Annotated in this window: 22 protein-coding genes and 1 pseudogene; 11 read left to right on the top strand and 12 right to left on the bottom strand. The window is 73.2% G+C overall.

All coding sequences use genetic code 11. The features are described from left to right. Positions 1-34 precede the first annotated feature (34 nt). The 4 genes from aspA to ACH47Z_RS37555 all read left to right on the top strand — a co-directional run bounded on the left by aspA (position 35) and on the right by ACH47Z_RS37555 (position 5,529). Positions 35-1,447: an aspartate ammonia-lyase gene (aspA, locus tag ACH47Z_RS37570; RefSeq protein ID WP_399081962.1), complete on the top strand. Its 1,413-nt coding sequence runs from the start codon at positions 35-37 to the stop codon at positions 1,445-1,447. A 50-nt stretch (positions 1,448-1,497) separates the two neighbouring features. After that, positions 1,498-2,436 (top strand): glutaminase, encoded by a 939-nt coding sequence (locus tag ACH47Z_RS37565; RefSeq protein ID WP_399081959.1) that lies wholly within the window; start codon positions 1,498-1,500, stop codon positions 2,434-2,436. A gap of 322 nt (positions 2,437-2,758) precedes the next feature. After that, positions 2,759-4,162, top strand: a complete 1,404-nt coding sequence (mptB, locus tag ACH47Z_RS37560; protein WP_399081956.1) for a polyprenol phosphomannose-dependent alpha 1,6 mannosyltransferase MptB — start codon at positions 2,759-2,761, stop codon at positions 4,160-4,162. A gap of 11 nt (positions 4,163-4,173) precedes the next feature. Next, positions 4,174-5,529: a glycosyltransferase family 87 protein gene (locus ACH47Z_RS37555; protein WP_399082096.1), complete on the top strand. Its 1,356-nt coding sequence runs from the start codon at positions 4,174-4,176 to the stop codon at positions 5,527-5,529. A gap of 98 nt (positions 5,530-5,627) precedes the next feature. Here ACH47Z_RS37555 and ACH47Z_RS37550 read toward each other — a convergent pair. Further along, positions 5,628-6,431 (bottom strand): annotated as a pseudogene (locus ACH47Z_RS37550) (D-alanyl-D-alanine carboxypeptidase family protein); the annotation flags it as partial. A 124-nt stretch (positions 6,432-6,555) separates the two neighbouring features. After that, positions 6,556-7,704 (bottom strand): transcription termination factor Rho, encoded by a 1,149-nt coding sequence (gene rho, locus ACH47Z_RS37545; protein WP_399081953.1) that lies wholly within the window; start codon positions 7,702-7,704, stop codon positions 6,556-6,558. A 345-nt stretch (positions 7,705-8,049) separates the two neighbouring features. On the opposite strand from rho, the gene ACH47Z_RS37540 reads away from it, so the two are divergent. Together ACH47Z_RS37540 and ACH47Z_RS37535 are read left to right on the top strand one after the other, a co-directional pair. Continuing rightward, positions 8,050-9,333, top strand: coding sequence for a cytochrome P450 (locus ACH47Z_RS37540; RefSeq protein WP_399081950.1), 1,284 nt, complete (start codon positions 8,050-8,052; stop codon positions 9,331-9,333). Between the two features lie 52 nt (positions 9,334-9,385). Continuing rightward, positions 9,386-10,291 (top strand): hypothetical protein, encoded by a 906-nt coding sequence (locus tag ACH47Z_RS37535; RefSeq protein ID WP_399081947.1) that lies wholly within the window; start codon positions 9,386-9,388, stop codon positions 10,289-10,291. Positions 10,292-10,307: 16 nt separating this feature from the next. On the opposite strand, the gene ACH47Z_RS37530 is transcribed toward ACH47Z_RS37535, so the two are convergent. Next, positions 10,308-10,706 (bottom strand): nuclear transport factor 2 family protein, encoded by a 399-nt coding sequence (locus ACH47Z_RS37530; RefSeq protein WP_399081945.1) that lies wholly within the window; start codon positions 10,704-10,706, stop codon positions 10,308-10,310. Positions 10,707-10,778: 72 nt separating this feature from the next. On the opposite strand from ACH47Z_RS37530, the gene ACH47Z_RS37525 reads away from it, so the two are divergent. Together ACH47Z_RS37525 and ACH47Z_RS37520 are read left to right on the top strand one after the other, a co-directional pair. Next, positions 10,779-11,342 (top strand): PadR family transcriptional regulator, encoded by a 564-nt coding sequence (locus ACH47Z_RS37525; protein WP_399081943.1) that lies wholly within the window; start codon positions 10,779-10,781, stop codon positions 11,340-11,342. Positions 11,343-11,346: 4 nt separating this feature from the next. Beyond that, positions 11,347-12,102, top strand: coding sequence for a class I SAM-dependent methyltransferase (locus tag ACH47Z_RS37520; RefSeq protein ID WP_399081941.1), 756 nt, complete (start codon positions 11,347-11,349; stop codon positions 12,100-12,102). Here the strand turns inward: ACH47Z_RS37520 and ACH47Z_RS37515 are convergent. The 5 genes from ACH47Z_RS37515 to ACH47Z_RS37495 all read right to left on the bottom strand — a co-directional run bounded on the left by ACH47Z_RS37515 (position 12,072) and on the right by ACH47Z_RS37495 (position 16,393). After that, positions 12,072-12,812 carry a GntR family transcriptional regulator gene (locus tag ACH47Z_RS37515; protein ID WP_399081939.1) on the bottom strand — a complete coding sequence of 247 codons (741 nt, stop codon included), beginning with the start codon at positions 12,810-12,812 and terminating at the stop codon, positions 12,072-12,074. The genes ACH47Z_RS37520 and ACH47Z_RS37515 overlap by 31 nt on opposite strands. A gap of 122 nt (positions 12,813-12,934) precedes the next feature. Further along, complete coding sequence (locus ACH47Z_RS37510; RefSeq protein ID WP_399081937.1) at positions 12,935-13,903, bottom strand: acetylxylan esterase; 969 nt, start codon at positions 13,901-13,903, stop codon at positions 12,935-12,937. A gap of 189 nt (positions 13,904-14,092) precedes the next feature. Next, positions 14,093-14,677: a hypothetical protein gene (locus ACH47Z_RS37505; RefSeq protein ID WP_399081935.1), complete on the bottom strand. Its 585-nt coding sequence runs from the start codon at positions 14,675-14,677 to the stop codon at positions 14,093-14,095. A 293-nt stretch (positions 14,678-14,970) separates the two neighbouring features. Next, positions 14,971-15,690 carry a ferredoxin reductase gene (locus ACH47Z_RS37500; protein ID WP_399082093.1) on the bottom strand — a complete coding sequence of 240 codons (720 nt, stop codon included), beginning with the start codon at positions 15,688-15,690 and terminating at the stop codon, positions 14,971-14,973. A 97-nt stretch (positions 15,691-15,787) separates the two neighbouring features. Beyond that, the gene (locus ACH47Z_RS37495) at positions 15,788-16,393 is read right to left on the bottom strand and encodes a sulfite oxidase-like oxidoreductase (protein ID WP_399081933.1); all 606 of its coding nucleotides are present in this window, start codon (positions 16,391-16,393) and stop codon (positions 15,788-15,790) included. 191 nt (positions 16,394-16,584) lie between these two features. On the opposite strand from ACH47Z_RS37495, the gene ACH47Z_RS37490 reads away from it, so the two are divergent. Together ACH47Z_RS37490 and ACH47Z_RS37485 are read left to right on the top strand one after the other, a co-directional pair. Further along, on the top strand, positions 16,585-17,508 hold the full coding sequence (locus ACH47Z_RS37490; RefSeq protein WP_399081931.1) for an NADP-dependent oxidoreductase: 924 nt from the start codon (positions 16,585-16,587) through the stop codon (positions 17,506-17,508). Positions 17,509-17,558: 50 nt separating this feature from the next. Continuing rightward, on the top strand, positions 17,559-18,320 hold the full coding sequence (locus ACH47Z_RS37485) for a GNAT family N-acetyltransferase (protein ID WP_399082090.1): 762 nt from the start codon (positions 17,559-17,561) through the stop codon (positions 18,318-18,320). 30 nt (positions 18,321-18,350) lie between these two features. Here the strand turns inward: ACH47Z_RS37485 and ACH47Z_RS37480 are convergent, their stop codons facing one another. Continuing rightward, the gene (locus ACH47Z_RS37480) at positions 18,351-18,791 is read right to left on the bottom strand and encodes a MarR family winged helix-turn-helix transcriptional regulator (RefSeq protein ID WP_399081929.1); all 441 of its coding nucleotides are present in this window, start codon (positions 18,789-18,791) and stop codon (positions 18,351-18,353) included. An 82-nt stretch (positions 18,792-18,873) separates the two neighbouring features. Between ACH47Z_RS37480 and ACH47Z_RS37475 the strand changes: the two genes are divergently transcribed. Continuing rightward, a complete protein-coding gene (locus ACH47Z_RS37475) occupies positions 18,874-19,968 on the top strand; it encodes a hypothetical protein (protein WP_399081927.1) in 1,095 nt (364 codons plus the stop codon). A 413-nt stretch (positions 19,969-20,381) separates the two neighbouring features. On the opposite strand, the gene ACH47Z_RS37470 is transcribed toward ACH47Z_RS37475, so the two are convergent. The 3 genes from ACH47Z_RS37470 to ACH47Z_RS37460 form a co-directional block, all read right to left on the bottom strand. Continuing rightward, positions 20,382-21,632, bottom strand: a complete 1,251-nt coding sequence (locus ACH47Z_RS37470; RefSeq protein ID WP_399081925.1) for a VWA-like domain-containing protein — start codon at positions 21,630-21,632, stop codon at positions 20,382-20,384. Further along, the gene (locus tag ACH47Z_RS37465; protein WP_399081923.1) at positions 21,629-22,858 is read right to left on the bottom strand and encodes an AAA family ATPase; all 1,230 of its coding nucleotides are present in this window, start codon (positions 22,856-22,858) and stop codon (positions 21,629-21,631) included. The genes ACH47Z_RS37470 and ACH47Z_RS37465 overlap by 4 nt, the downstream gene beginning before the upstream one ends. Before the next feature lie 67 nt (positions 22,859-22,925). Then, a complete protein-coding gene (locus ACH47Z_RS37460; protein ID WP_399081922.1) occupies positions 22,926-24,389 on the bottom strand; it encodes a hypothetical protein in 1,464 nt (487 codons plus the stop codon). Between the last annotated feature and the right edge of the window lie 246 nt (positions 24,390-24,635).

Raw genomic sequence — 24,635 nt, 5'->3', positions numbered from 1 at the left:
ACCCCTGTATCCCAGAAAGAGGACCCGAACCCTCATGACCGCCGCCGCCACCCGCAGCGAGCACGATCTGCTCGGCGACCGTGACGTACCCGCCGACGCCTACTGGGGTGTGCACACCCTGCGTGCCACCGAGAACTTTCCCATCACCGGTACGCCGATCTCCGCGTACCCGCATCTGATCGACGCCCTGGCCGCCGTCAAGGAGGCCGCCGCGCTCGCCAACGAGGAACTCGGGTTGCTGGCGCCCGAGAAGGCGAAGGCGATCGTCGCCGCCTGCCGGGAGATCCGGACGGGCACGCTGCACGACCAGTTCGTCGTCGACGTCATCCAGGGCGGCGCCGGCACGTCCACCAACATGAACGCCAACGAGGTCGTGGCGAACCGGGCGCTGGAACTCCTCGGGCACGCCAAGGGCGAGTACACGTACCTGCACCCCAACGAGGACGTCAACCTGGGTCAGTCGACCAATGACGTCTACCCGACCGCCGTCAAGATCGCGACGATCTTCGCGGTACGTGGACTGCTCAAGGCGATGGCCGTACTGCAGGACTCGTTCGCCCGCAAGGCCGTCGAGTTCCGTGACGTGCTCAAGATGGGCCGTACACAGTTGCAGGACGCGGTGCCGATGACGCTCGGTCAGGAGTTCTCCGCCTATGCCGTCATGATCGAGGAGGACCGCAGCCGTCTTGCCGAGGCCGTCGAGCTGATCCATGAGATCAACCTGGGCGCCACGGCGATCGGCACCGGACTCAACGCCCCGGCGGGCTACGCCGAGGCCGCCCGCCGGCACCTGGCCGTGATCACCGGGCTGCCGCTGGTCACCGCCGCCAACCTGGTCGAGGCCACCCAGGACTGCGGTGCCTTCGTCCAGATGTCCGGGGTGCTCAAGCGGATCGCGGTCAAGCTCTCCAAGAGCTGCAACGACCTCAGGCTGCTGTCCTCCGGTCCGCGCGCGGGCCTCGGCGAGATCAACCTGCCGCCGGTGCAGGCCGGTTCGTCGATCATGCCGGGCAAGGTCAACCCGGTGATCCCCGAGGTGGTCAACCAGGTCGCCTTCGAGGTGATCGGCAACGACGTCGCCATCACCATGGCCGCCGAGGCCGGACAGCTCCAGCTCAACGCCTTCGAGCCGATCATCCTGCACTCCCTGTCGGAGTCGATCACGCATCTGCAGAGCGCCTGTCTGACGCTCGCCGAGCGCTGCGTGAACGGCATCACCGCCAACACCGAGCGGCTGCGCGCGACCGTGGAGAACTCCATCGGTCTGGTCACCGCGCTCAACCCGCACATCGGCTACACGGCGGCGACCGACATCGCCAAGGAGGCCCTCGTCACGGGCCGCGGCGTGGCCGAACTGGTGCTGGAGAAGGGTCTGTTGCCCGCCGAGAGGCTGGCCGACCTGCTGCGCCCCGAGGTCGTCGCGGGCAGCGGGGCACCGGCTGCCTGACCTGCGGTGACGCCCGCTCGATTACGCTCCGGGACCGGCCGGGAGGCACAATGGTGATCATGACAACGACGTCGTCCCCCACCTTCCTGCCGGTCCTGGAGCGCATCGCCGAGGAGATAGGCCGCACCCCTGGCCGCGGCCGTCCCGCCGACTACATCCCGGCCCTCGCCGCCCGCGATCCGCGCAGCTTCGGGATGGCGGTCGCCGAGTTGGACGGCACCGTGTACGGGATGGGGGAGTGGCGGGAGCCGTTCTCCACGCAGTCCATCACCAAGGTCTTCACGCTCGCCCTGGACCTGGCACGTGAGGGCGACGAACTCTGGGAGCACGTGGGCCGCGAGCCCTCCGGCAACCCCTTCAACTCCCTGGTCCAGCTGGAGTACGAGAACGGCATCCCGCGGAATCCCTTCATCAACGCGGGCGCGCTCGTCGTCACCGACCGCCTCCAGACCCGTACCGGAGACGCGGCCGGGGAGCTGCTGGCCTTCCTGCGCGCCGAGAGCGGCAATCCGGCGCTGGACTTCGACAAGGAGATCGCCGCCTCCGAGACCGCCCACGGCGACCGCAACGCCGCCCTCGCCCACTTCATGGCGTCGTACGGCAACATCGACAACGACGTGCCGGTCCTGCTCGACCAGTACTTCCGGCAGTGCTCCGTCGCCGCCTCCTGCGCCGACCTGGCCCTGGCCACCGGTTTCCTCGCCCGGCACGGCATCCGCGCCGACGGCGGCCGGCTGCTCACCCGCAGCCAGGCCAAGCAGGTCAACGCGGTGATGCTGACCTGCGGGACGTACGACGCGGCCGGCGACTTCGCCTACCGCGTGGGCCTGCCCGGCAAGAGCGGCGTGGGCGGCGGCATCATCGCGGTCGTACCGGGCCGCTGCACCCTGTGCGTGTGGAGCCCGGGCCTGGACGAGCGCGGCAACTCGGTGGCCGGCGTGGCGGCCCTCGACCGGTTCACCACGCTGACCGGTCTCTCGGTGTTCTGAGGGGGCGTGTCGACATGTCGGCCCTGCCGTCAGTACCCGTCAGGGTGAGGAGCGGTGGAGCCGAGGGTGCGCCGGGCATCCAGCCACACCCGCTCGAACTCCTCCGCCTCGATCTCGTCAGTGCGGTCACCGGAGCACCGTCCTCTACCGCCAGAGATCTTGGTCGTCGTCGTTCACGCGGATCCACATCGGCATACGGTCATGCTCGCGTACGCCTCAGGCACGACGGTGCACACACGCCGGTCACGTGCGGGCCGCCCGAAGGTGAGCGGACCGTCGCCTTCCGGCCACCCGGCGTTGACACGCTGAACCAGTGTTGGCCATGGCATTTCCCGTCGAGCTCCGCCCCTGCCAGCTGCTCGGGCTGGCCGGTACCGCCTTTCTCGCGCTGGGCGGTGAGACCGCCGGTGCGCTGCCCGTGCAGGACCTGCTGGCGCCCGCCTCGGTGCAGGCGGCGCTCGGGCTGGTCGGCGTGTACTTCGGTGTCGTCCTGCTGATAGCGGCCTGGGTGCTGCTCGGCCGGCTGGTGCGCGGACCGCGGCCGCCGAGCCCGCGCGCCCTGCTGCTCGTGCTGGCCGTGTGGACGGCCCCGCTGCTGCTCGCACCGCCGCTGTTCAGCCGGGACGTCTACAGCTATCTCGCGCAGGGCGCCATGGTCGACGCCCACATGGACGTCTACGCCCACGGCCCGGACCAGCTCGGCGGTCCGCTCGCCGACGAGGTCGCGCCGATGTGGCAGCACACCGGCGCCCCCTACGGCCCCGCCTTCCTCGGGCTGGCCTCCGCGCTGACCGGTCTGACCCGGGGCGAACTGCCCGCGGGCCTGCTCGGCATGCGGCTGGTCGCGCTGCTCGGTGTGGCCCTCATGGCGCTCGCGCTGCCCCGGCTCGCCCGGCACAGCGGCGCCGACCCGGCCGCCGCCCTGTGGCTCGGCGCGCTCAACCCGCTGGTCCTGCTGCACCTGGTGGCGGGCGCCCACAACGACGCCCTCATGCTCGGCCTGCTGGGGCTCGGCCTGGTCGCCGCGCGCGGCCGGCGGCCGGCCGCCGGGATCGGCGCGGCCGTCCTCGTCACCCTGGCCGCCCTGGTCAAGGCACCGGCCGCGCTCGGACTCCTGGCGGTGCTCGCCCTCCAGGTCCGCTCCGGCCGCCGCCCGCTGCCCGCCCTCCTGACCACCGCGGCCGCCTCCGCCGCGACCACGGTCGCCGCCACCGCCGTCGCCGGGACCGGATATGGCTGGATCGGCGCCCTGACCACCCCGGTCTCCCCGCACAACTGGGCCCTGACCAGCCTGCTCGGCCGGGCCACCGGCGCCCTCCTGGACCACCTCGGCAGCGGCCTGGCCCCGCTCGCCGTCCCGGCCTGGCATCTGCTGGGCCTCGCGGTCACCGCCGTCGTCGTCGCGCTGATATGGCTCCGGCTGCGCCCGAGGCCGGTGTACGCGCTGGGCCTGAGCCTGCTGACCGTCGCCGTGTTCGGTCCGGCGATCCGCCCCTGGTACGTGCTGTGGGGCCTGTTCCTGATCGCCGCCGCCGCGCCCGACACCTCGATACGGCACCGGGGCGCGGCCCTGGCCGGTGTCCTCGCCCTCGCCGTCCTGCCCAGCGGCGGCCCCGCCGACCTCGGCCAGCTGGTGCTCGCCGTCTCCGGCGCGGTGCTCGGCGTGGTCGTCCTGTGGCAGGCCCACCAGGCGGCCCAGGCCCCGGCCCCGGGACGCACGGCGTGAGCGCGCTCGGCGTGACCGGGCCGCGTACGCCCCGGGGTCGACTGCTGCTGGTCCTCGCCCTGGCCGCCGCGGTCACCGTGTTCACCGCGACCGTGCCGCTGCTGCGCGACTTCTTCGACCTGCGCGTCTACTACGGCACCGTGCACACCTGGGTGCACCACGGCGGCCGGATCTACGACTACCACGTGCCCGGCACCATGTACGGCTTCACCTATCCGCCGTTCGCCGCCCTCACCATGCTGCCGCTGGCCCTGGTCGGCCGGAGCGCCGCGATCACGCTCTCCCTGCTGGTGAACCTGGCCGCGCTCGCGGTGGTCCTGCGGATCCTGGCCGGCTCCGGCCGGCGGCGGCACGGCTGGTACCGCTGGTCGCTCGCCCTGTGTCTGCTCGCGCTGTTCGAACCGCTGCGGGACACCTTCAGCTTCGGCCAGGTGAACCTGGTACTCCTCGCCCTCGTCCTCGGTGACTCCTGGCTCCTCGCGACCGGACGGGGGCGCTGGGCGGGCGCCGGGATCGGGCTCGCCGCCGCCGTGAAGCTGACGCCCGCCCTGTTCATCGGCCTGCTGTTGCTCGCCGGGCGCCGCCGGGCGGCCGGGATCGCGACGGCCATGGCCGCCGGGGCGACCGGGCTGGCCGCCTGGGCCGACCCGGAGGCCTCCCGCTTCTACTGGACCGACGCGTTGTGGGACACCAGCCGGGTCGGCCGCCTCGCCTACGTCTCGAACCAGTCGCTGCAGGGCGTGCTGGCCCGCCTCGGCGAGACCGGCCGCCCGCTGTGGGCGACGGTGGTCCTGCTGACCCTGTGCGTGTGGGCCTGGCGGGCCCGGCGGGCGGTGACGGCCGGCGACTGGACGGCGGCCTTCGCGCTCACCGGGGCGGCGGCCTGTCTGGTCAGCCCGGTCACCTGGGTGCACCACCTGGTGTGGCTGCTGCCGTCGTTCGCCGTCCTGGTCCGCGCCGGGCACCCGCGCATCGCGGGGGCCGTGTACGCGGTGATGTGCACGAGCGTGGTGTGGCTCTGGTACGACGGTGCCGCGGGCGTCGGCGGATTCCTCGGCGGCAACCTCTACACGTGGATCACGCTGGGCCTGCTGCTCGGCCTCCCGGTGGGTCAGTCGCGTGCGGCCCCGCCCCTGCCCCTGCCCCTGGCCCGCAGCACCAGCGCCACGGCCCCGGCGCCGAGCCCGGAGAGCCCCGCGACGACCGCGGTGCCCGACCAGTCCGTATCGTCGTCCGGGGCCTGCGACGCGGCCGCCGCCACCGGTACGGCCGCCGGCTTGGCCGGCTGGGACCTGGCGCGCAGCCCGTCCAGCGAGCCGACCGGATCCACCCGCCCGGCCGCGTCGAAGCCCCAGTCCAGCAGCTGACGGGCCTCGCCGTACACCGTGAACCCGCCGCCGTTCTGAGGGTTCATCACGGTCACCACGAGCGTGCGCCCGTCCCGGCGGGCCGCGGCCACCAGGGTGTTGCCCGCGTGGGAGGTGTAGCCGTTCTTGATGCCGATGAGCCCCGGATACGGCGCGACCCCGTCCCGGCCGGTCAGCAGCCGGTTGGTGTTCGCGATCCCGAACGACCATCCGTCAGCGGGGAAGGTGGCCTCGGAGGTGGCGCAGTAGCGGGCGAAGTCGGGGTTGCGCAGCCCCTCCCGGCCGAAGACCGCGAGGTCGTAGGCGGAGGACACCTGGCCGTCCGCGTCGTACCCGTCGGGGGAGACGACATCGGTGTCCAGCGCGCCCAGCGAGCGGGCCTTGGCCTGCATCTTCCTGGCCGTGGTGTCCCAGCCGCCGGCCATCGAGGCGAGCACGTGGACGGCGTCGTTGCCGGACCTGAGGAAGACCCCGCGCCACAGATCGGCCACCTCGTAGGTGCGGCCCTCCTGGATGCCGACCAGGCTGCTGCCCGGGCCGATGTCCTCCAGCTCCTCGCTCCGCACGGTGTGCCGCGTCCCGCCCGGCATGCCGGGCAGCACGGTCAGGGCGAACAGCGTCTTCAGGGTGCTGGCGGGCGGCAGCCTGCGGTGCGCGTCGCTCGCGGCCAGCACCTCCCCGCTGCCCGCGTCGGCCACCACCCAGGACAGCGCCGACACCTGCGGCACCTCGGGCGCGTCCCGGTGCGGCCGGACCTGTGTGCCGTCGCGGTAGAGCAGGGACGGCCCGGGCGTCGCCGCCGTCGGTCCGGGAGGAGCGGGGTTTCCGGCCCGGTGCCCGGCGGAGCCGGCGGCCGGCGTGAACGCCAGCACCCCCACCACACACACAGCACAGGCCGACATCGTCGCCCGTTGAGAAAGTCCGGTAATCATATGAATCAACGTAGGAACGGGTCTGCCGTTCCTCGCGCCGTCCGGGCCGTTCGGCCCACGCGAGCAACCCGGACGAGGCATCCCGCGCCGTTGGTCATCCGGCGGGCAGCGTGGGCCGGATCTGTCGCAGGAACGCGGCGTTGTCGGGAGTGGCACGCAGCCGCTCCAGCAGGGTCTCCAGACCGGAGGGACCGCCCTCGCGGGTGCGCAGGACGCGGCGCAGACCGTGTACGGCCGTCAACTCGGCCGGAGTGAGCAGGAGTTCCTCGCGGCGGGTGCCGGTGGCGTCGATGTCCACGGCGGGGAAGTGGCGGCGGGCGGCCGCTTCCCGGTCGAGGCGCAGCTCCATGTTGCCGGTGCTCTTCAGCTCCTCGAAGTAGTACTGGTCGGCGCGGGAACCGGTGTCCACGAGCACGGTGGCGAGGATGGTGAGCGAGCCGCCCTCCTCGGCCTGGCGGGCGGCGCCGAAGAACCGCTTCGGGCCGAGCAGCGCGCCCGCGTCGACACCGCCGCTCAGGGTGCGTCCGCCGGCGGCGGAGGCGTTGTTGTGGGCCCGGCACAGCCGGGTCAGCGAGTCCAGCAGGACGACGACGTCCTCGCCGGCCTCGACCAGGCGCTTGGCCCGCTCGACGAGGAGTTCGGCGAGCGCGATGTGCTCCTTGGGCGACCGGTCGAAGGTGGAGGCGTACACCTCGCCGCGCACCGAGCGGCGCATCTCGGTGACCTCCTCGGGCCGCTCGTCCAGCAGCAGGACCATCAGCCGGCACTCGGGGTGGTTGCCGGCCACGGCGGCGGCGAGCTGCTGCAGCAGGACCGTCTTGCCGCTCTTCGGCGGGGCCACGACGAGGCCGCGCTGGCCCTTGCCGACCGGGGCGAGGAGATCGGTGACGCGGCCGGCCGGTCCGGACGCGGGGTGTTCGAGGCGGATGCGGTCGTGCGGGTGGAGGGGGGTGAGGTCACGGAAGCGGCGCCGGCCGCCCAGGCCCGCCGGATCGCGTCCCTCGACGCGTGTGACCTCGGTCAGCGTCCGCTTGTCGCCCCGGACGCCCTCGACGAGGTCGCCCTTGCGCAGCCCGTGGCGCCGGATCAGCGCCGCCGGGACCTGGGGATCGGCGGGAGTGGTCAGCAGGTTCGTGGCCCGCAGATGCCCCTTCCCCTGCGCGTCGATGTCGAGGACACCGGTGACGAGCCGGGCGGCCGCGGTCTGCGGGACCACGGGAGGGTGGTCGAGTGTGGTGGTCATGGTGGGAGGTCCTTTCGCGGACGGAAGAGAAGAACGTGGGAAGGGGGGAGAGGCCGCGAGCGGGAGGCGGGCACAGCTGCCTTCGGGCGGCGGGAACGACACCTCGGGTACGGCGGAAACGCCCTGGTCACGAGGTGGTGCTGAGAGGAAGCCCGGGCCGGTCGAAAGCCTTGGCCGAGGGGCTGATGGAGAAGACGGCGGCACCGGTGTCCGTACGACGGGACACGCACATGCGCTGATCGCACTATACCCGTACGTCCGACTCCGTCAACATGAGGGCGTCCGCGGCTATTCCCGCGCCGATGCCTCTTACCGCCACTGTCCGCCCGACCCTCAGGAGAACCCGTGGAGACCTCTCCCGCCCGGCCCCCGCACCGTCTGGACCCTTCCGGCGGCTGTCCGCACGCCGTCAACGCGCGGCTGCTGGCCGAGGGTGCCGTGGCCCCGGTCGAACTGCCCGGCGGCATCGAGGGGATGGCCGTACTCGGGCACGAGGCGCTGAAGAAGTTCCTCCAGCATCCCGAAGTCGCCAAGGACGCACGGCACTTCGTGGCGTTGCGGGAGGGGCGGATCGGCCCCGGCTGGCCGCTGCTGACCTTCGCGACCGTACGGGGCATGACCACCGCCGACGGCGACGACCACCGTCGGCTGCGATCCCTGGTGGGCCGGGCTTTCACGCCTCGCCGGGTCGAGGAACTGCGGCCCCGGATCGAGGAGTTGACCGCCACGCTGCTGGACGAACTCGCCCGTGCCGCCGACGCGGGCGACGGCGTCGCCGATCTGCGCCGGCACTTCGCCCTTCCCCTCCCGATGGGCGTGATCAGCGAACTCCTCGGCGTGGACGTGGAGTTCCGCTACCGGCTGCACCACCTCAGCAACCAGGTGGTGGCCACCGACACTACGCCGGCCCGGGCCATCGCCGCCAACCGCGAACTCGTCGCCGTGCTCGGCGAGATCGCGGCGGCGAAGGCCGCACACCCCGCCGACGACCTGACCAGCGCGCTCATCGCCGCCCGCGACGAGGGCGGCGACCGGCTGAGCGACGAGGAGCTGATCGGCACCCTCGTCCTGATGATCATCGCCGGGCACGAGACCACGCTCAACCTCGTCACCAACGCCGTACGCGCCCTGTGCGCCCACCGCGACCAGCTCGATCTGGTGCGCGCGGGCAAAGCGAGCTGGGCCGACGTGGTGGAGGAGACGCTGCGCTGGGACGCGCCGGTCAGCTACTTCCCGTTCCGCTACCCGGTGCGGGACCTGACCGTCGACGGCGCCTTGATCCCCGCGGGAACCCCCGTCCTCGCGGGCTACTCCGCCGCCGGCCGCGACCGCGCCGCGCACGGCCCGGACGCCGACCGTTTCGACGTCACCCGCCCCGCCCGGCCCGACGCCGTACGGCACCTCTCCCTCGGGCACGGCGCGCACTACTGCCTCGGCGCGCCGCTGGCCCGGCTGGAGGCCGGGATCGCGCTGGAGCGACTGTTCGCCCGCTTCCCCGACCTCGAACTCGCCGCGTCCGAAACCGATCTGCTGCCGCACTCCGGCTTCGTCGGCAACAGCGTGCGCACCCTGCCGGTGCGGCTCGCCCCCGCCTGTCATGGTGGTGTCTCACATGTCCTCAGACCATAACGATCCTGGACGTCAGGGGACTTGCCGGTCAAGCGTGCACTATGTTCAGGACATGTCCACGCCACCGCAGCAGCCTCCGCAGCCGGCCGATCAGCCGTCGCAGCAGCCGGTCGTCCCGCCGCAGCCGACGGCCTACCCGTACCCGAGCCCGCAGTCCGCGCCGCCCGGGAACTTCTACGCGCAGCCCACGCTGGTCGGTCAGCCCGCTCCCGGACAGCCCGTGCAGCCGGGCCAGTTCGGCCAGGCGGGACAGCCCCAGCCGGGCAACCCCTACGCCCAGGCACCCCAGTACGGCCCCGGTGTGCCCGTCCCTCCGCCAGGCGGTGGCGGGGGGGCGGGCAAGGCGGTGCTGTGGGCGGCCGTCGGTGCGGTCGTCGCCTCCGTCATCTGGGCCGGCGGTGTCTTCCTCATCGGCGGCAAGGGCGACAGCGCGGACCTGCGGGGCTACTCGGCACCCGCCAACATGTGCTCGAGCGCCGACTACTCCTCCTTCAAGAGCGAGTACCCGCAGGACGACAGCACGCCGACCAAGAACACCCTCAAGAACCCGGCGCTGGACGAGAGTTACTGCAGCCTCGGCCTGAAGAAGACCGGCTCCACCTACGCCGACGCCTATCTCACCATGCAGCTGGACCTGCACAGGAAGACGGACCCCGGGCCCGAGTTCACCGCCATGTGGAAGAACTACGGTGACAGCCACACCGGTTACGATGTCTCCAGGGTCAGCGGCATCGGTGACGAGGCCTACCTGGTCAGCCAGGACACCACCGGCGGCTCCTCCACCAGCGGCTCCCGCTACGCCACGCTCGCCGTACGCGACGGCTGGGTGACGTACGAGATGACCTACAGCGCGTACCTCAGCTCGTACGACCAGGACAAGAACCCGCCCACGCTCAGCAGCGTGACCGACTGGCTGAAGAAGGACGCCAAGGCGACACTGGGGCAGCTCAAGGGCTGACGTGTGAACGGCATGCTCACGCCGGCCGCGCCTCCGCCTCCTTCACGATCTGGTCGAACCGCGCGCCCATGGCCTCGGCGAGGGCGTGGGCGCCGGACAGCGGGCGGACCATGACCATGAGGTCGTCGATCAGGCCGTCCTCGTTCACATGGATGAAGTCGCAGCCGGTCAGCTCGCGGTCGCCCACTCGGGCCGTGAAGACCAGCGCATGGTCGGCGCCGTCGGGGGTGCCGATCTCGCGGACGTACCGGAAGTCCTCGAACACCCGGGAGACCGCGCGCAGGATCGCCGCGGTGATCGCCTTGCCCGGATACGGCTTGAAGACGACCGGGCTCGTGAAGACGACGTCCTCGGCCAGCAGCGCCACGGCGGCGTCGATGTCCCCGGCCTCCACCGCCTCGCGGAACGCGCGCATCGGATCACCTCGCATAGTCAATTAATTGAATAGGTGCGGATGAGATTAATCAATGGCTGCTAGCCTGTCCACATGTCGCTCAAGTACGCCGTCCTGGCCGCCCTGCTGGAGGGCGAGGCCTCGGGTTACGAGCTGTCGAAGTCGTTCGACGTCTCGCTCGCGAACTTCTGGCCCGCCACCCCGCAGCAGCTCTACCGGGAACTGGAGCGCCTGGCGCAGGACGGGCTGGTCCAGGCCCGGACCGTGCAGCAGGAGCGGCGGCCCAACAAGCGGATGTTCACGCTCACCGACACCGGCCGGGCCGAGCTGAGCGCGTTCGCCGCCGAGCCGCCGAAGCGGCCCACGGCGATCCGCGACGAACTCCTCATCAAGATCCAGGCGATGGACGGCGGTGACCCGGAGGTCACCCGGGCGCTGATCGAGGAGCGCATGGGATGGGCGCGCGGAAAGCTCGACCGCTACCGCCGGGTGCGCGAGCGTCTCCTGGACGGGCGCACCGAGGAGGAGTACCTGCGCACCGCCGACCGCGTCGGCCCGTACCTCACCCTCATGGCCGGGATCGCCTTCGAGGAGGACAACCTGCGCTGGTGCGGACGGGTCCTCGCGGTCCTCGCCGAGCGAGTGACCCTGGGCTGAGACGATGTTCGGTCCCGAAGGTCCCAGCCTGCGCGAACTCGCGGCCCAGGCACTGTCGTCCGTCGAGCGCGGCTACGACCTGCTCGCCCCGAAGTTCGACCACACCCCGTTCCGGACACCCGACGCGGTGCTGGAGTCCGTCGCGCGGGTGCTCGCCCCGCTCGGCCCGTTCGACGACGGGCTCGATCTGTGCTGCGGCACGGGCGCGGGCGTGGAGGTGCTGGCCGGGCTGTGCCGGCGCAGCGTCACCGGCGTCGACTTCAGCGCGGGCATGCTCGACATGGCCCGGCGCCGGGCGCGGCTGCCCGCCGGCGGGCCCGAGGTCGCCTGGGTGCGCGGCGACGCCCGAGCCCTGCCGTTCGCGGCCGCCTTCGAACTCGTCGTCTCCTTCGGGGCGTTCGGCCACTTCCTGCCGCGCGAACTGCCCGGGTTGTTCAGCCGGGTCCACGCGGTGCTGCGGCCCGGCGGCCGGTTCGCCTTCCCGGTGCTCGCCCCGCCGCGCCCGACACGGCCCGGCTACTGGATGCTGCTCGGCTTCGACACCGCGATGCGCGTGCGCAACGCCCTGTGGCGGCCGCCGTTCGTCATGTACTACCGCACCTTCCGACTCGGCGACGTACTACGGGAGTTGGGACGGGCCGGCTTCGACGTCGAGCTGCACCCCCTGCCGGAGTTCGGGCGGCGCGAGGACGGCAGTCCGCGGGCCCGGCTGGTGGTGGCCCGACGGTCTCAGCCCGCGGCGGGCAGCGTGAACTCGTAGACCAGCGTGTCCTGTTCGTTCACCACCAGATCGGTGATCTCCAGCGGCCGGGCGTACTGGTCGCGCACCCACCGGGTCACCCGCACCGAGGAGGCGTCGCCGACCTGGCTGATGGCGTCCCGGTGGTGCAGGGCCAGACCGGCCTTGCGCATCCAGTCGTAGGCCCGCCGCAGCTGCGCGGGCGTGGCCCCGTCGGCCCGGTCGCGATACCGGGCCAGCTCCGCCACCTCGGCCAGCGCCACCGCCGAGAACGACGTCACCGCCGTGCGCAGCGACCGGCCGTCCGGCGTCGCCGACCGGTAGCGGTGCACCAGCGTCGGCCGGTGCGGGGCCAGCCCCAACGCCTGCGCATGCTCCGGCGGCGGTGCCTCCCAGGTCACCGTGGCCCGGTCGACCGCGCAGGGGTCCGCCGAGCGGGCGCCCAGCGGGAAGACCGGCGTCGCCGGGGCCTCGACCGGCCGGCCGGGCAGCGTGGCATGGCTGCCGCGCCGGTCGGTCGCGACCAGACCGCCGCGGCGCAGCACCTCCAGCGCCTGCCGGACGGTCTCCCGGCTCACCTGGTAGTGGGCGGCCAGGTGCCGTTCGCCCGGCAGACGTTCGCCCGGGGGGATGGTGCCGGCGCGCAGTTCGTCGAGCAGCAGCGCGGCGACCTGCGCGTACAGGGGCCGGTCGGCGCACTGCGGGGGTTCGTGCGGGGTGGTGCGGGCCATGCCGCGCCCTCCTGTGGTGACAAGACGTAGCCGTGCGGGCTCATTGCGCGACCACAATTAGCATTGGTCTAAACCACAAGGGAAGAGCGGCCTGCCGGTTCGGCCGAAACCCGCCCGCGCTCTCAGACGTACGACCGCAGCCAGCGCACCTTCGCCGCCTCGTGGAAGGGGCCGCCGCCCTCGTGGTCGTTGAAGTCGTACACCTCGATCGCCTTGTCCTCGTGCGCCCAGGCGTTGAAGGCCGCGAACACCGTCGACGGCGGGCAGGTCTGGTCCTCCAGCGCGGCCGAGAACAGCGCCGGCGCCCGGCCCCGGGCCGCGAAGTGCACGCCGTCGAAGTACGACAGGGTGCGCTGGACCTCCACCGAGCGGCCGCGGTGCGTCTTGAGGAACAGGCCGATCTCCCGGTACGGGTGACGGTCCGTCAAGGTCGTCGCGCGCGGGAAGTCGCACAGGAACGGGACGTCCGGTGCGATCGCGACCAGGTCCGGGACCAGACCGCCGACGGCCAGGGTGATCCCGCCACCCTGGCTCGCGCCGAGCGCCACCGTGCGGGCGGCGTCGGTCAGCGGATGCGAACGGGCCGCCTCGACCGCGCGCACGGCGTCCGTGAACACCCGCCGGTAGTAGTAGTTCTCGGGCGCGTCGATGCCCCGCGTCATGAAGCCCGGGTACGCCGGGGCCGCGCCCACCGGGTCCGCCGTGCCGCCGCCCGCGCCCCAGGCGCTGCCCTGGCCGCGGGTGTCCATCGTGAAGTGCGCGCGGCCCGTCGACGCCCACAGCAGGTTCTCGTGCGCCAGTCCGCGCCCGCCGCCGTAGCCGATGAACTCCACGATCAGCGGCAGGGGTTCGGTGGCGCCGGCCGGCAGCCGCAGCCAGCCCTTGACGGGGTGACCGCCGAACCCGGCGAACGTCACGTCGTACACCTCGACCGTCGACAGCCCGGTGTCCACCGGCTCGAAACGGGCGCCCAGTTCGTGTTCGCGCGCCTGCTCCAGCGTCTTCTCCCAGAAGGCGTCGAAGTCCTCGGGCTCGGTGGACTCGCTCCGGTGCGCGTGCAGTTCCTCGAGGGGAAGGTCGAACAGGGCCATCAACAACCGCCTTGGTGAAGGGACAGTGCGTCGGCTCACCGTACGTGGATGATCGGATGACTGACCAGGGCCCGGGAGGCGTGCCCGTACGGTTTCTTGGCGATCGATGCGCCTGGTCATACGGTGAGTAAGCGCTTGTTGCGCGGGAGTGGAGGACTCACTGGACGGGACGAGGTGATCGGGTCACCGTCAGGCCTGGTGCTGGGTCCACCTCGGCCCGGTCCGGGCCCACTCACGCTCCCACTCCGCCATCCGGCGGCGCAGCGCGATCCGGCGCTCCACGGCGTACCCGAAGAGCACCACGGCCGCTGAACCGCCCGCCGCACACACGCCGATGGTGACCGAGTGCTGCCAGACGGCCGCGTCGCCCGGGGGCGGGGCGACACCGCGGCCCCGGGCGTCGAACCACACCGAGACCGTGTCGCCGGTCCGGGTCCCCGCCGGCACCCGGGTCCAGGCGGTGCGGGTGCCCCTGCCGGGCTCGGTCCAGCGGACCTCGGCACGGTACGGGGGCCGGCGGTCACCTTCCGCCGCCGACACCTGCCGGGGTGGGTCGCCGATTACCACGGCGCGCACCTGGTGGCGTTCGGCGCGGGCCGCCGCGGCGAACGCCCGGGCCTGGTCATGCGCGTGCAGGCCCGCGGCCACCCCGGCCAGGGGAGCCACGACGAACAGCAGGACGGCGACCACCAGCACCGTCCACGCCTCCACGACGTCCGAGCGGCGCCGCAACGGATTGCGCTGCCAGCGCCAGCCACGCACCCGGGTTCGCATGTCCACCTCCTCGCCCCGTCGGAGCCGGAGCGGCGGACGGACCGCCGGTTACGGGCCCGCCATCCCCCACCGCTCACGCACACGAGCGTCCACATCCGTCTCGTACCCCGTACGGTGCCCCTCGTTCACGCCGCGAACCGCGAGTTCAAGCCCGCTTGGAGCGCGAAACGAGCCACGCGCCCTGCGACCGCGCGCCCACCCCACGCCGAGCGCCCCGCATGCCCGGTGTGCGGACGCGGAGATGGCCGCCCTTGCGGACGCGGACAGGGCTTCCGGAGGCTCGGGTCGGTGATTCAGCCGAAGCGTTCGATGCGGATCCGGTCCACCGGCTGGCCGGCCGCGACCAGGAGCCGGGAAGCGTGTTCGGCGAATCCGTTGGAGCCACACACATAGGCCTCCCACCCACCGGGAGGCTGATCGGCCAGGAGCGGGGCCACATGTGCGCCCGCCATACGCCCCACCGGCACGCCCTGTGGGGCACTGCGCGTGAACACCGGCATCGTCTCCGCGCCCAGTTCCGACGCGTAGAACAGCTCCTCGGGGCTGCGCGCGGACACCAGCAGGCGCAGCGGCACGGTGAGGCCGCGCAGCCGGTGGTGCCGCACCATCGACATCAGCGGTACGACCCCGGAACCGGCGCCGAGCAGCAGCGCTGGCCGGTCGCCCCGCCAGGCGAAGAAGCCGCTCAGCGGCCCGCGCACCTCGACCGTGTCACCGGGGCGGGCCACCGTGTGGAACCAGCCGGAGACCTCGCCGTCCGGCACATGGTCGAGGGTCAGTTCGATGTGCCCGGAATCGTCGGGTGGCGAGGCGATGGAGTAGTGGCGCTGCGCCGTGTAACCGTCCGGTGCGGTCAGCCGCAGCAGCAGATGCTGACCGGGCAGATGCCCCGCCCAGTCCGGCACCGCCAGCCGGAACGTGGCCGCGTGGGGCGTCTCGCGACGGATCTCCGTCAGCGTCGCGGTCTGCCACACCGCCGCCGCCCGGTCGCTCACCTCGATCCGCCCGGGCACGGCGAACCGCGTCGCGGGAACAGCCGGGCCGCCGGGCGGGGTGGTGGCCGGGGTGCCCGGGGCGGGGGCGGCGGCCGTGGGGTTCGTCGTCACCGTCTCAGTCACCGGAGTACCGCTGCTCCTCCCAGGGGTTGCCGCGCTCGTGGTAGCCGTTGCGCTCCCAGAAGCCCGGCTCGTCGTGATCGAGCAGTGTGAGACCCGCGATCCACTTGGCGCTCTTCCAGAAGTACAGGTGGGGCACGATCAGCCGCGCCGGGCCGCCGTGTTCGGACGGCAGCGGTTCGCCGTCGTACTCCCAGACGATCCAGGCCCGCCCGCCGGTGAGGTCGGCGAGCGGCAGGTTGGTGGTGTAGCCCGTGTGGGAGTGGGCGACGGCATGGGTGGCGGACACATGGGGCCGCACCACATGGAAGAACGCGTCCAGCGAGACTCCGCCGAACCGCACGCCGAACTTCGACCAGCCGGTCACACAGTGGATGTCCCCGTCGTACGCCGACGCCGGCAACGCGTGCGCCGCGTCCCAGTCCCAGGTCGTCGGCCGCTCGACCAGGCCGTCGATGCGGAAGGACCAGTCGGCCGGCGCGAGGTCGGGGGTGACCTCGGCGGACAGGACGGGCCAGTCCTCGCCCGCGTCGTACTGCCCGGGCGGCAGCCCCGGGTCGGAGACGCGCGGGCGGCCCGTGAAGCCTCGCGTGACGTTCATCCTTCAACCGTACGCTGTCGTCCCCCGTGCTCCGTCCCCGACCACCGCCCGGTTCTCCCAGGTCACCGCCCGGACCATTGCGTCCGTATGAACTCTTTCGGGCCGAGGGAATAGGTCTGCGGCGCTTCTCCTTTGCGCTCGATGCCGGCACCGGTACACCGGTGGCAGCGCGAGAGAAGCGAGGAAAGAGCATGCCCAAGGCGTACGTCTACACGCGGCACGGCGGACCGGAGGCCGAGGCGCTGACCGAGCTGGACCGTCCCCGCCCCGGTCCCGGCGAGATCCTGATCGAGGTCCGCGCGGCAGGGGTCAACCCCGTCGACTGGAAGCTGCGCCAGGGCTTTCTCCGCCCCGGCGAGCACCCGACCGACTTCCCCGTGGTCTTCGGCAGCGAGGCCGCCGGGGTCGTGGCGGAGGTCGGCCCGGGCGTGACCGGCTTCGCCGTCGGCGACGAGGTGTTCGGCAGCACGGTCCACGGCGGGTACGCCGAGTACGCCCTGCTGAGCGCCGATGTGGCCGCCGTCAAGCCCGCCGCGCTGTCCTTCACCGACGCCGCCACCCTCTCGGTCGCCGCGGCCACCGCCTACGACGGCGTCCGCCAGCTCGACCTGCCCGGTGGGACCACGCTGCTGGTCACCGGCGCGGGCGGCGGGGTCGGCAGCGCGGCCGTGCAGATCGCCCGCACCTTCGGACTGCGGGTCGTGGGCGTGGCGAGCGAGGGCAAGAGGGACCTCGTGGAGGCGCTCGGCGCCGTCCACGTGGCCTCCGGACCCAACCTTGTCGAGCGGGTGCGGGCCGCCGTGCCCGACGGGATCGACGGGGTGTACGACCTGGTCGGCGGCCCGGTGCTCGCCGAGGCCGCCGAGCTGCTGAAGGACCGCGGCAAGCTGGTCACCGCCGGCTCCCCGCTGCAGGCGGTCGCCGAACTGGGTGGCGACCGTGTTCAGCGGGCCCGCACCGCCGCCGTCCTGGAAGCGCTCGTGGACCTCGTCGTACGCGGCGACCTGAAGCCGTACGTCACCCGCACCTTCCCGCTGGAGCAGGCCGGCCAGGCGCTGCGCGCCGTCGAGGACGGGCACACCCGCGGCAAGATCGTCATCGAGGTGGCCGCGTGAGCCACATAGCCGGGGGCGGCGACGCCCCGACCACCGCCGCCCCGCAGGTCCTGGACGATTCCGCCACCGCCGCCGCGCAGATCCTGGACGGACCCGCCGCCCCGCACGTCCTCGACAACCCCGCCCTGGCCTCGCTGACCGGCCCGCACGCCCGTTTCGCCGAGCGGCGCGGCCGGGTGGTGCGCTACCCGGTGGACGTCTCCCCGTGGCTCGCCCTGCCCGACGAGCCGGACGCGCGGGACTGGGCGGACCTCGCCGCGCTGGCGGGCCCCGGTGCGGAGGTCCCGCTGCCGGGCTTCCGCGGCGAGGTGCCGGAGGGCTGGGAGATCACCTTCCGGATCGAGGGCGTACAGCTGGTGGACGACGGCCTCGCCGCCGAGCCGGACGCGGAGGCGGTGCGGCTCGGTCCGGCGGACGTGCCCGAGATGCTCGACCTCGTGGCGCGCACCCAGCCCGGACCCTTCCTGCCGCGCACGATCGAACTCGGCACCTACCTCGGCATCCGTCGCGACGGCGCGCTGATCGCCATGGCGGGGGAGCGGCTGCACCCGCCGGGTTGGACCGAGATCAGCGCGGTCTGCACCGACCCGACCCACCGCGGCGAGGGCCTCGCCACCCGGCTGATCCGCGCGGTCGCCCACGGCATCCGCGAGCGCGGCGAGACTCCGTTCCTGCACACGGGCGCCCAGAACACGAACGCGATCCGGCTGTACGAGTCCCTGGGCTTCCGCCTGCGCCGCCACACCGCGTTCGGCGCGGCCCGCGCCCCGGAACACCTGGCCGGCGGCCGCACGGCGGTGCCGGTGGCGTAGCCCTCACCGGCATGCGCGGGCGTGCCCCGGTCAGTCGGACGCGGTGCCGCCCGGACCCGCGTTGTACCGCTCCAGATAGGCCGCGAAGCGGATCAGGTCATCCTCCGGCCAGTCGGCGAGCCGCTCCCGGAAGGCGGCCCGGCGGCTGCGGGTGACCTGGGCGAGGATCTCCTCGCCCGCCTCCGTCAGATGCAGCACCTGGACCCGGTGGTCCTCCGGGTCCAGCCGGCGCTCGATCAGCCCGGCCTGCTCCAGCGCCGCCACCTGACGGCTCACCGTGGACTTGTCCAGGGCGTAGTGCGCCGCCAGGTCCGTCGCCCGGCAGCCGCTCTGCTCCTCCAGGTGGCCGAGCAGGGTGTACGACACCAGCGACAGTTCGGGGTGCATCCGGCCCGCCGAGGCCCTGGCCCGGCGGGCGAAGATCGTCATCTCGCGCTGGATCGTCTCGACGGCCGACTCCGCTGCGCTCACGGGAATACCTCCTCAGGCGTTCTAGTTGTATAGTACAACTTGCTGTGAGAGTTGTATAAGCCAACCTTTGGAGGTCCGCGCGATGAGGTCACCGGCGCTGCGCCATGTGCTCACGCACCTGATCACCCCGCTGCTGATGTGCATAGGCATGGGGCTCGCGTACATGGGGGCCTTCGTCACCCCCGAGCCGCACCATCTGCCGGTCGCCGTCGTCGGCACCACCCCGCAGGCGAAGGTGTTCGCCCAGACGGTCAAGGACACCGCGGGGGACAAGCTCGACGTCCGCACGGTCGCCAACCGCGCCGAAGCCGTACACCTGCTGAAGTCCCGGGATGTGACCGGCGCCTATGTGCCGAGCGCACACAAGCCCGAGCTGCTGGTGGCCAGCGCCGCTTCCGACATGGGTGCCACGGCCGTGGAGAAGGTCTTCACACCGGTCGCCGCCGAGGAGGGCGTTCCGTTGAAGGTCACCGACGTGGCCGCGCCGGTCTCCGACGACCCCACCGGCCAGGGGCTGTTCTTCCTGCTGATCGCGGTCAGCATCGGCTCCTACGCCTCGGTCGCCGCGCTCGGCGCCGCCGGTGCCGCGCTGCCCATGCGGGTACGGGCGCTGCTCGCGCTCGGCGTCTCCGCGGTGGTCGGCGGCATCGGCACGCTGCTCGCCGGACCGGTGTTCCACCTCGCGCACCACGACCTCGCGGGTGTGTTCGGCATGGCGTGGCTGTACTCGGCGGGCATCCTCCTCATCGGCGTCGGCCTGCACACCTTCCTGAAGCGGTGGACCACGCTGACCATGATGGTGCTGTTCGTGATGCTGAACTTCACCAGCTCCGGCGGCCTGTTCCGCCCCGAGCTGCAGAACGGCTTCTTCGGCACCCTGCACGCCTTCTGGAACGGCGCCGGCTTCGTCGAGGGCCTCCGCAGCCTGCTGTACTTCGGCAACGACGGCCTCGCGCGCACTGTGTGGACCCTTCTGGTCTGGCTGCTGGTGGGCCTCGTGGTGACCGGAGTCGCGGCCCTGTACGAGCGGCCCCGCCACGCCGCCGCCCACGACGAGACCACCGCCCACCCGCAGCCGACCTCCGTGCCGGCCGCCGCGCAGACCGCAGCGGACGAGACCCGGCAGGAGACCGAGCAGGAGATCGAGGAAGAGGTCGAGGAGACGGTCGGCGTCTGACCCGACACCAGCCAGGAACTCCGGGGCCGGCCAGGGACTTTGACGCCGACCGGGGGACCCCGGCACCGGCCAAGGACTCCCCGGCGGAGCATGTTGCCACCGGCCAAGCCCTGCGCCACCAGCCACCACGGACAGGGAGCGCACCGCCCGGCAACGGGCGGAGCCCCCTGCAGGGCCTCATCGGGGGAGTCCCCGCCGGTCCCAGCGGGCGGAACCCCCTGTTGGCCTCATCGGCCGGAACCCCCGCCGGTCCTCACCGGGCGGAGCCCCCTGCCGGGCCGCCATCCCCACGCCTCGCCCCGACCCGTCACCCACCACCTCACCCCGACGCCGAGCCACCGCACCCCACCACCGCACCCCACCACCTCACCCCGACGCCGAGCCGCCGCACCCCACCGCAGCACCCCACCACCTCACCCCGACGCCGAGCCGATCGTCACCACCCGTGCCCACGCGGGCGGTGTGTCCGGCCGGTGGTCGGGATCGTTCTCGTCGTACGACATGGACGATCCGCCGGCCCGCGCGAACAGCCCCACCACCGTCCGGCAGGCGGGCCGGGACTCGGGCCACGGGGTCTGGCCGTCGGTCAGGACCACCACCACGTCGGGACGGGTGCGCAGTGCCCGCGCGAACCCGGTGCGCAGATCCGTTCCGCCACCGCCCGTCAGCTCGATGCCCTCTGTCCGGCACAGCGGCTGCACGGTCCGGGCCGCGGCGTCGCAGCACAGCACGGAGACCAGGTCCCGCCGCCCGCCGAGGGCCCGGGAGATGGCGGTCACCTCCAGCAGCGCGCTGCCCAGTTCGGCGTCGCTGACCGAGCCCGAGGTGTCGACGACGACGCAGACCCGCGGCGGACGGCGGCGCAGGCTCGGCAGCACCACCTTGGGCAGTCCGGCCGAGCGGCGGGCCGGGCGGCCGCGGTGGTAGTCCTCGCCCGCGCCCGGTGCGGAGACGGCCGACCGGAGTGCCGACCCCAGCAACTGCCGCCAGGGCTGCGGAGGATGGAACACCTCCTCGGCCCAGCGCCGCCAGCTCTGCGGGGCGTTGCCCGGTGCGCCGTTGATGCCCTGGGCCACCCGGAAGCGCACCGCGTCCCGCTCCTGCTCGCTCAGCCCGTGTGCGCCGTCGGGCCCCAGCTCCCACGCCCGCTCCAGCCCGTCGGCGCCGCTGCCGCAGTCCAGCCATCCCAGCCGGTCCAGCGGTGGCCCGAGCCGGACATGCCGCAGGTAGTCCTCCATCAACCAGCCTGCGGGCACGCCCAGTTTCTGCGGTGTCACGGCGTCCTCGGGGCACACCAGACCGTCGCCGAACACGTCGTCGTTGATCTCACAGTCCGCGGCGATGTTCATCCGCAGCCGCTCCGCCGGGCCGGTCAGTCCGCGCTCGCGGGCGACCCGGTCGCCGCGTCCGTGGTGGTCGCGCAGCAGATGCGCCACCTCGTGCACCCACACCGCGGCCAGCTCCTCCACCGGGGTGCGGTCCACGAAGGCGGGGGAGACGTAGCAGCGCCAGTACCGGTCGACGCCCATCGTCGGCACCTGCCGTGACTCCACCGGGCGCAGCGCGAACAACGCCGTCGCCAGATACGGCCGGACACGGGCCGCGTGCAGCCGTGCCGCGAAGAGCTTGCCGAGATCCAGCGCCCCGGGCGCGTCCGCCGTCATCGCCGGGCCCCGGCGGCCACCGCGGACCGGTGGGCGGCCTTGTCGGCGCGCCGGGACAGGGACACCACCCCGGCCAGCCGCTCGACCGCCGCCGGCACCTCCCAGTCCTCCCGGCGCAGCGAGGCGAGTGTGGTCGCCGGGACGACCACCACGTCCGGCGCGCCGGTCTCCATCGCCCGCACCAGCAACGCCCAGGCAGCGTCCCAGCGTTGCCGCTCCGGCCGGTTGCGGACCGCGGCCACCACCCCGTCCAGCGCGGCCTGGCGCAGATCCCCGCGCTCGGGCAGCACGGCACCGGCCGGGTCGGCCAGCAGCGACTCCGGGTCGGGCAGGTCCATCCGGTCCAGGCTCGCCAGCAGCTCCAGCCCGGGACCGTCCCCCACGGTGCCCCGGACCAGCAGCGACAGCACGTCCCGCGAGGATCCGGCGGCGGTGGCGAAGGCGATCAGCCGCAAGGTCGCCTCCCAGCTCCGGGGCGACGGCCACGCCCCGCCCCGCCGGCTCTCCCCGCTGGGCAGCCGGTGCACGAGCCCCGGCCGCGCCTGAAGGAAGGCGCACACCGCGCGCCGGGCGAAGTCCACCGCCTCGGGCAGCCGTTCCGGGTCGAGCCGGGGCAGAGTCGCCCGCGGCCAGGTCCCGCCGAGACCGCGTACGACGACGTCGTGGTCGTGGGTCCACTGCAGATGCACGAACCGGTTGGCGAGCGGCGGGCTCAGCTCCCAGCCGTCGGCGGCCGAGGAGCGCGGATTGGCGGCGGCCACGATCCGCACCCCGGACGGCAGCCGCAGGGCGCCGATCCGCCGCTCCAGCACGAGCCGCAGCAGCGCTGCCTGCACGGCAGGGGGAGCGGTGGACAGCTCGTCCAGGAACAGCAGTCCCCGCCCGGCGCGCACCAGTCGTACCGCCCAGTCCGGCGGCGCCATCGGGACGCCCTGCACGGCCGGGTCGTCTCCTACGACGGGCAGCCCCGAGAAGTCGGACGGCTCGTGCACACTCGCGATCACGGTGGTCAGCGGCAGGTCCAGGGCGGCGGCCAGCTGGGTCAGTGCGGCCGTCTTGCCGATGCCGGGCTCACCCCACAGCAGGACCGGGAGATCGGCGGCCACGGCCAGGGTCAGCGCCTCCAGCTGGGTGTCGGGGCGCGGCTCGGTGGTCGTATCACCGAGCAGGGTCAACAGGGCCTCGGCCACGTCGAGTTGAGGGACGGGCGTGAGGGAAGCAGTCATATGGGATCACCTGAAGTCAGTAGGAGAGAGAGGGGAGTTCGCCAAGTAGGCGTCGAAGCCGGGGAGTTCAGCGACCGCGTCGGCGGTGCCCGGGCCGCTTGCGGTACGGGTCGGCGGGGGCGTGGCCCGGGTCGGCCAGGCCGGCCCGGTAGAGGCCGTAGGCGATGCGCCGTTCGGCCGCGGCCGCCAGTTCGTCCCGCAGCGGACCGTCGCGCAGTACCGCCCCCGGACCCAGCAGCGCCTCGACCACGGCCAGGGCCCCGGCGCTGTCGCCGTGGTCCAGCCGCTCGCGGACGCCGGTGAGACAGTCCGGACGCCGGTGCGCCTCGTCGATGACCCGCAGGCAGGGCAGCGGAGGACCGCCGAGCGCGACCAGCAGCTCCTCGCGCCGGATCTGGTCCGCAGGGTGGTCCAGCGGGACCAGGACACCGTCGACCAGACCGATCCGGTGCCGCTCGCCCCGGCATTCCACGAGACGTGCCTCGGCCACCGGATCGGCGTCGGGCGGCGGCCCGTCCGTCCGGTGACCGGGGGCCAGCGCGGCGGCCACCAGCGGGTGCAGCCGGTCCGGTGCGAGCAGTCCGGCACGCAGCAACTCCAGATCGGGCGGCACCCACGTCGCCGCATCGGGCAACACCGGTGCGGCGGAGAGGCCGCCCGGGACGCGCCCGGTGACGATCCGCAGGTCCGGCGCACTGTCGCCGCCCGCGGCGAGGTACGGGTGGTCATGGTGCCGGAACCCGTACAGGCCAGGGGGCCCGTCTGGCGGGCCCGCCGCGCGCCGGTGTCCGGCCGGATCCGGGGCGTCGCCCACGTCCGCCCCCAGCGCCAGAATCAGCCTGCGACCGCCGCCGAGCCGTACGGTGAAGACACCGGCGGACCGTTCCTCGGCGCTCAGCAGGATGCGCGCCTCGGCCGCCCATCGGCCCACGGCACAGCCCTGTCCCGGTGGTGCGAGTCCCAGCGGGTCGGCGTCCGGTGGTGCGGGCCCGCCGGCCCCCGAGCGGTCGCGCAGCTCGGCGGTCCTGCGGGAGTCCCACAGGTGCCGGTGGAGATCGAGACGGTAGCGCCGGTTGGGGTGGGGATGCGGATGGCCGCCGGTCCGCGCGCCGGCCGGATCCCACAGGGCGAGGCTGACCCGCTGGCCGGCATCGGCCCAGGCCGGCGGGGTGCGGGCCACGAGATGCAGCGGACCGGCCCGGCCGGACCCGCCGTACCGGGCCAGCGTGAGGGTCAGCCCGGGGCGCAACAGTCCGTCGGGCGCGATCCTCGGCATGTGCCAGCGCAGCAGGTCAGGGGCGAGATGACGGAGATCGGCACGGAGCCGGGCCGCCAGTTCCCGGCCGTGGGCGCGGGCGACGGCACGCAGATCGAGGTCGACGTCGATCCGGGCGGCGGCGCAGGCCCCCGCCCAGTCGCCGACGGCACGGCGGCCGGCGGCCAGCTCGATCATGGACGGTGGCACGGCGTACGCACGCACGCGCTGCCACAGGGAAAGCCAGGTGTCCCGGTGCGCGGTCAAGGTGGGCATCAGCACTCACCTTGCGCGGACGGGACCCCCAATCTCAGAGTCGAGTGAGTGGTCATCGCGAGGATCGTAACCACGCTCCGGGCGGTGCGTCACCCCGTTTTTCCCGACGGCTCGCTACGGCAACTCCGCGCGGCTGTCGGTGTAGGGTGGCCGTCCGGTCGCGAACGGTCGCGGCCCCGAGCGTCGAGGAGGTGGGACCCATCACCGCTGTGTCAGCCGGGGTGCTCTCTCCTCAGGACGGCGCGG

Source organism: Streptomyces sp. NPDC020192, assembly GCF_044388685.1.
Lineage (GTDB): Bacteria > Actinomycetota > Actinomycetes > Streptomycetales > Streptomycetaceae > Streptomyces.
This window is presented reverse-complemented; position numbering and strand designations above follow the sequence as displayed.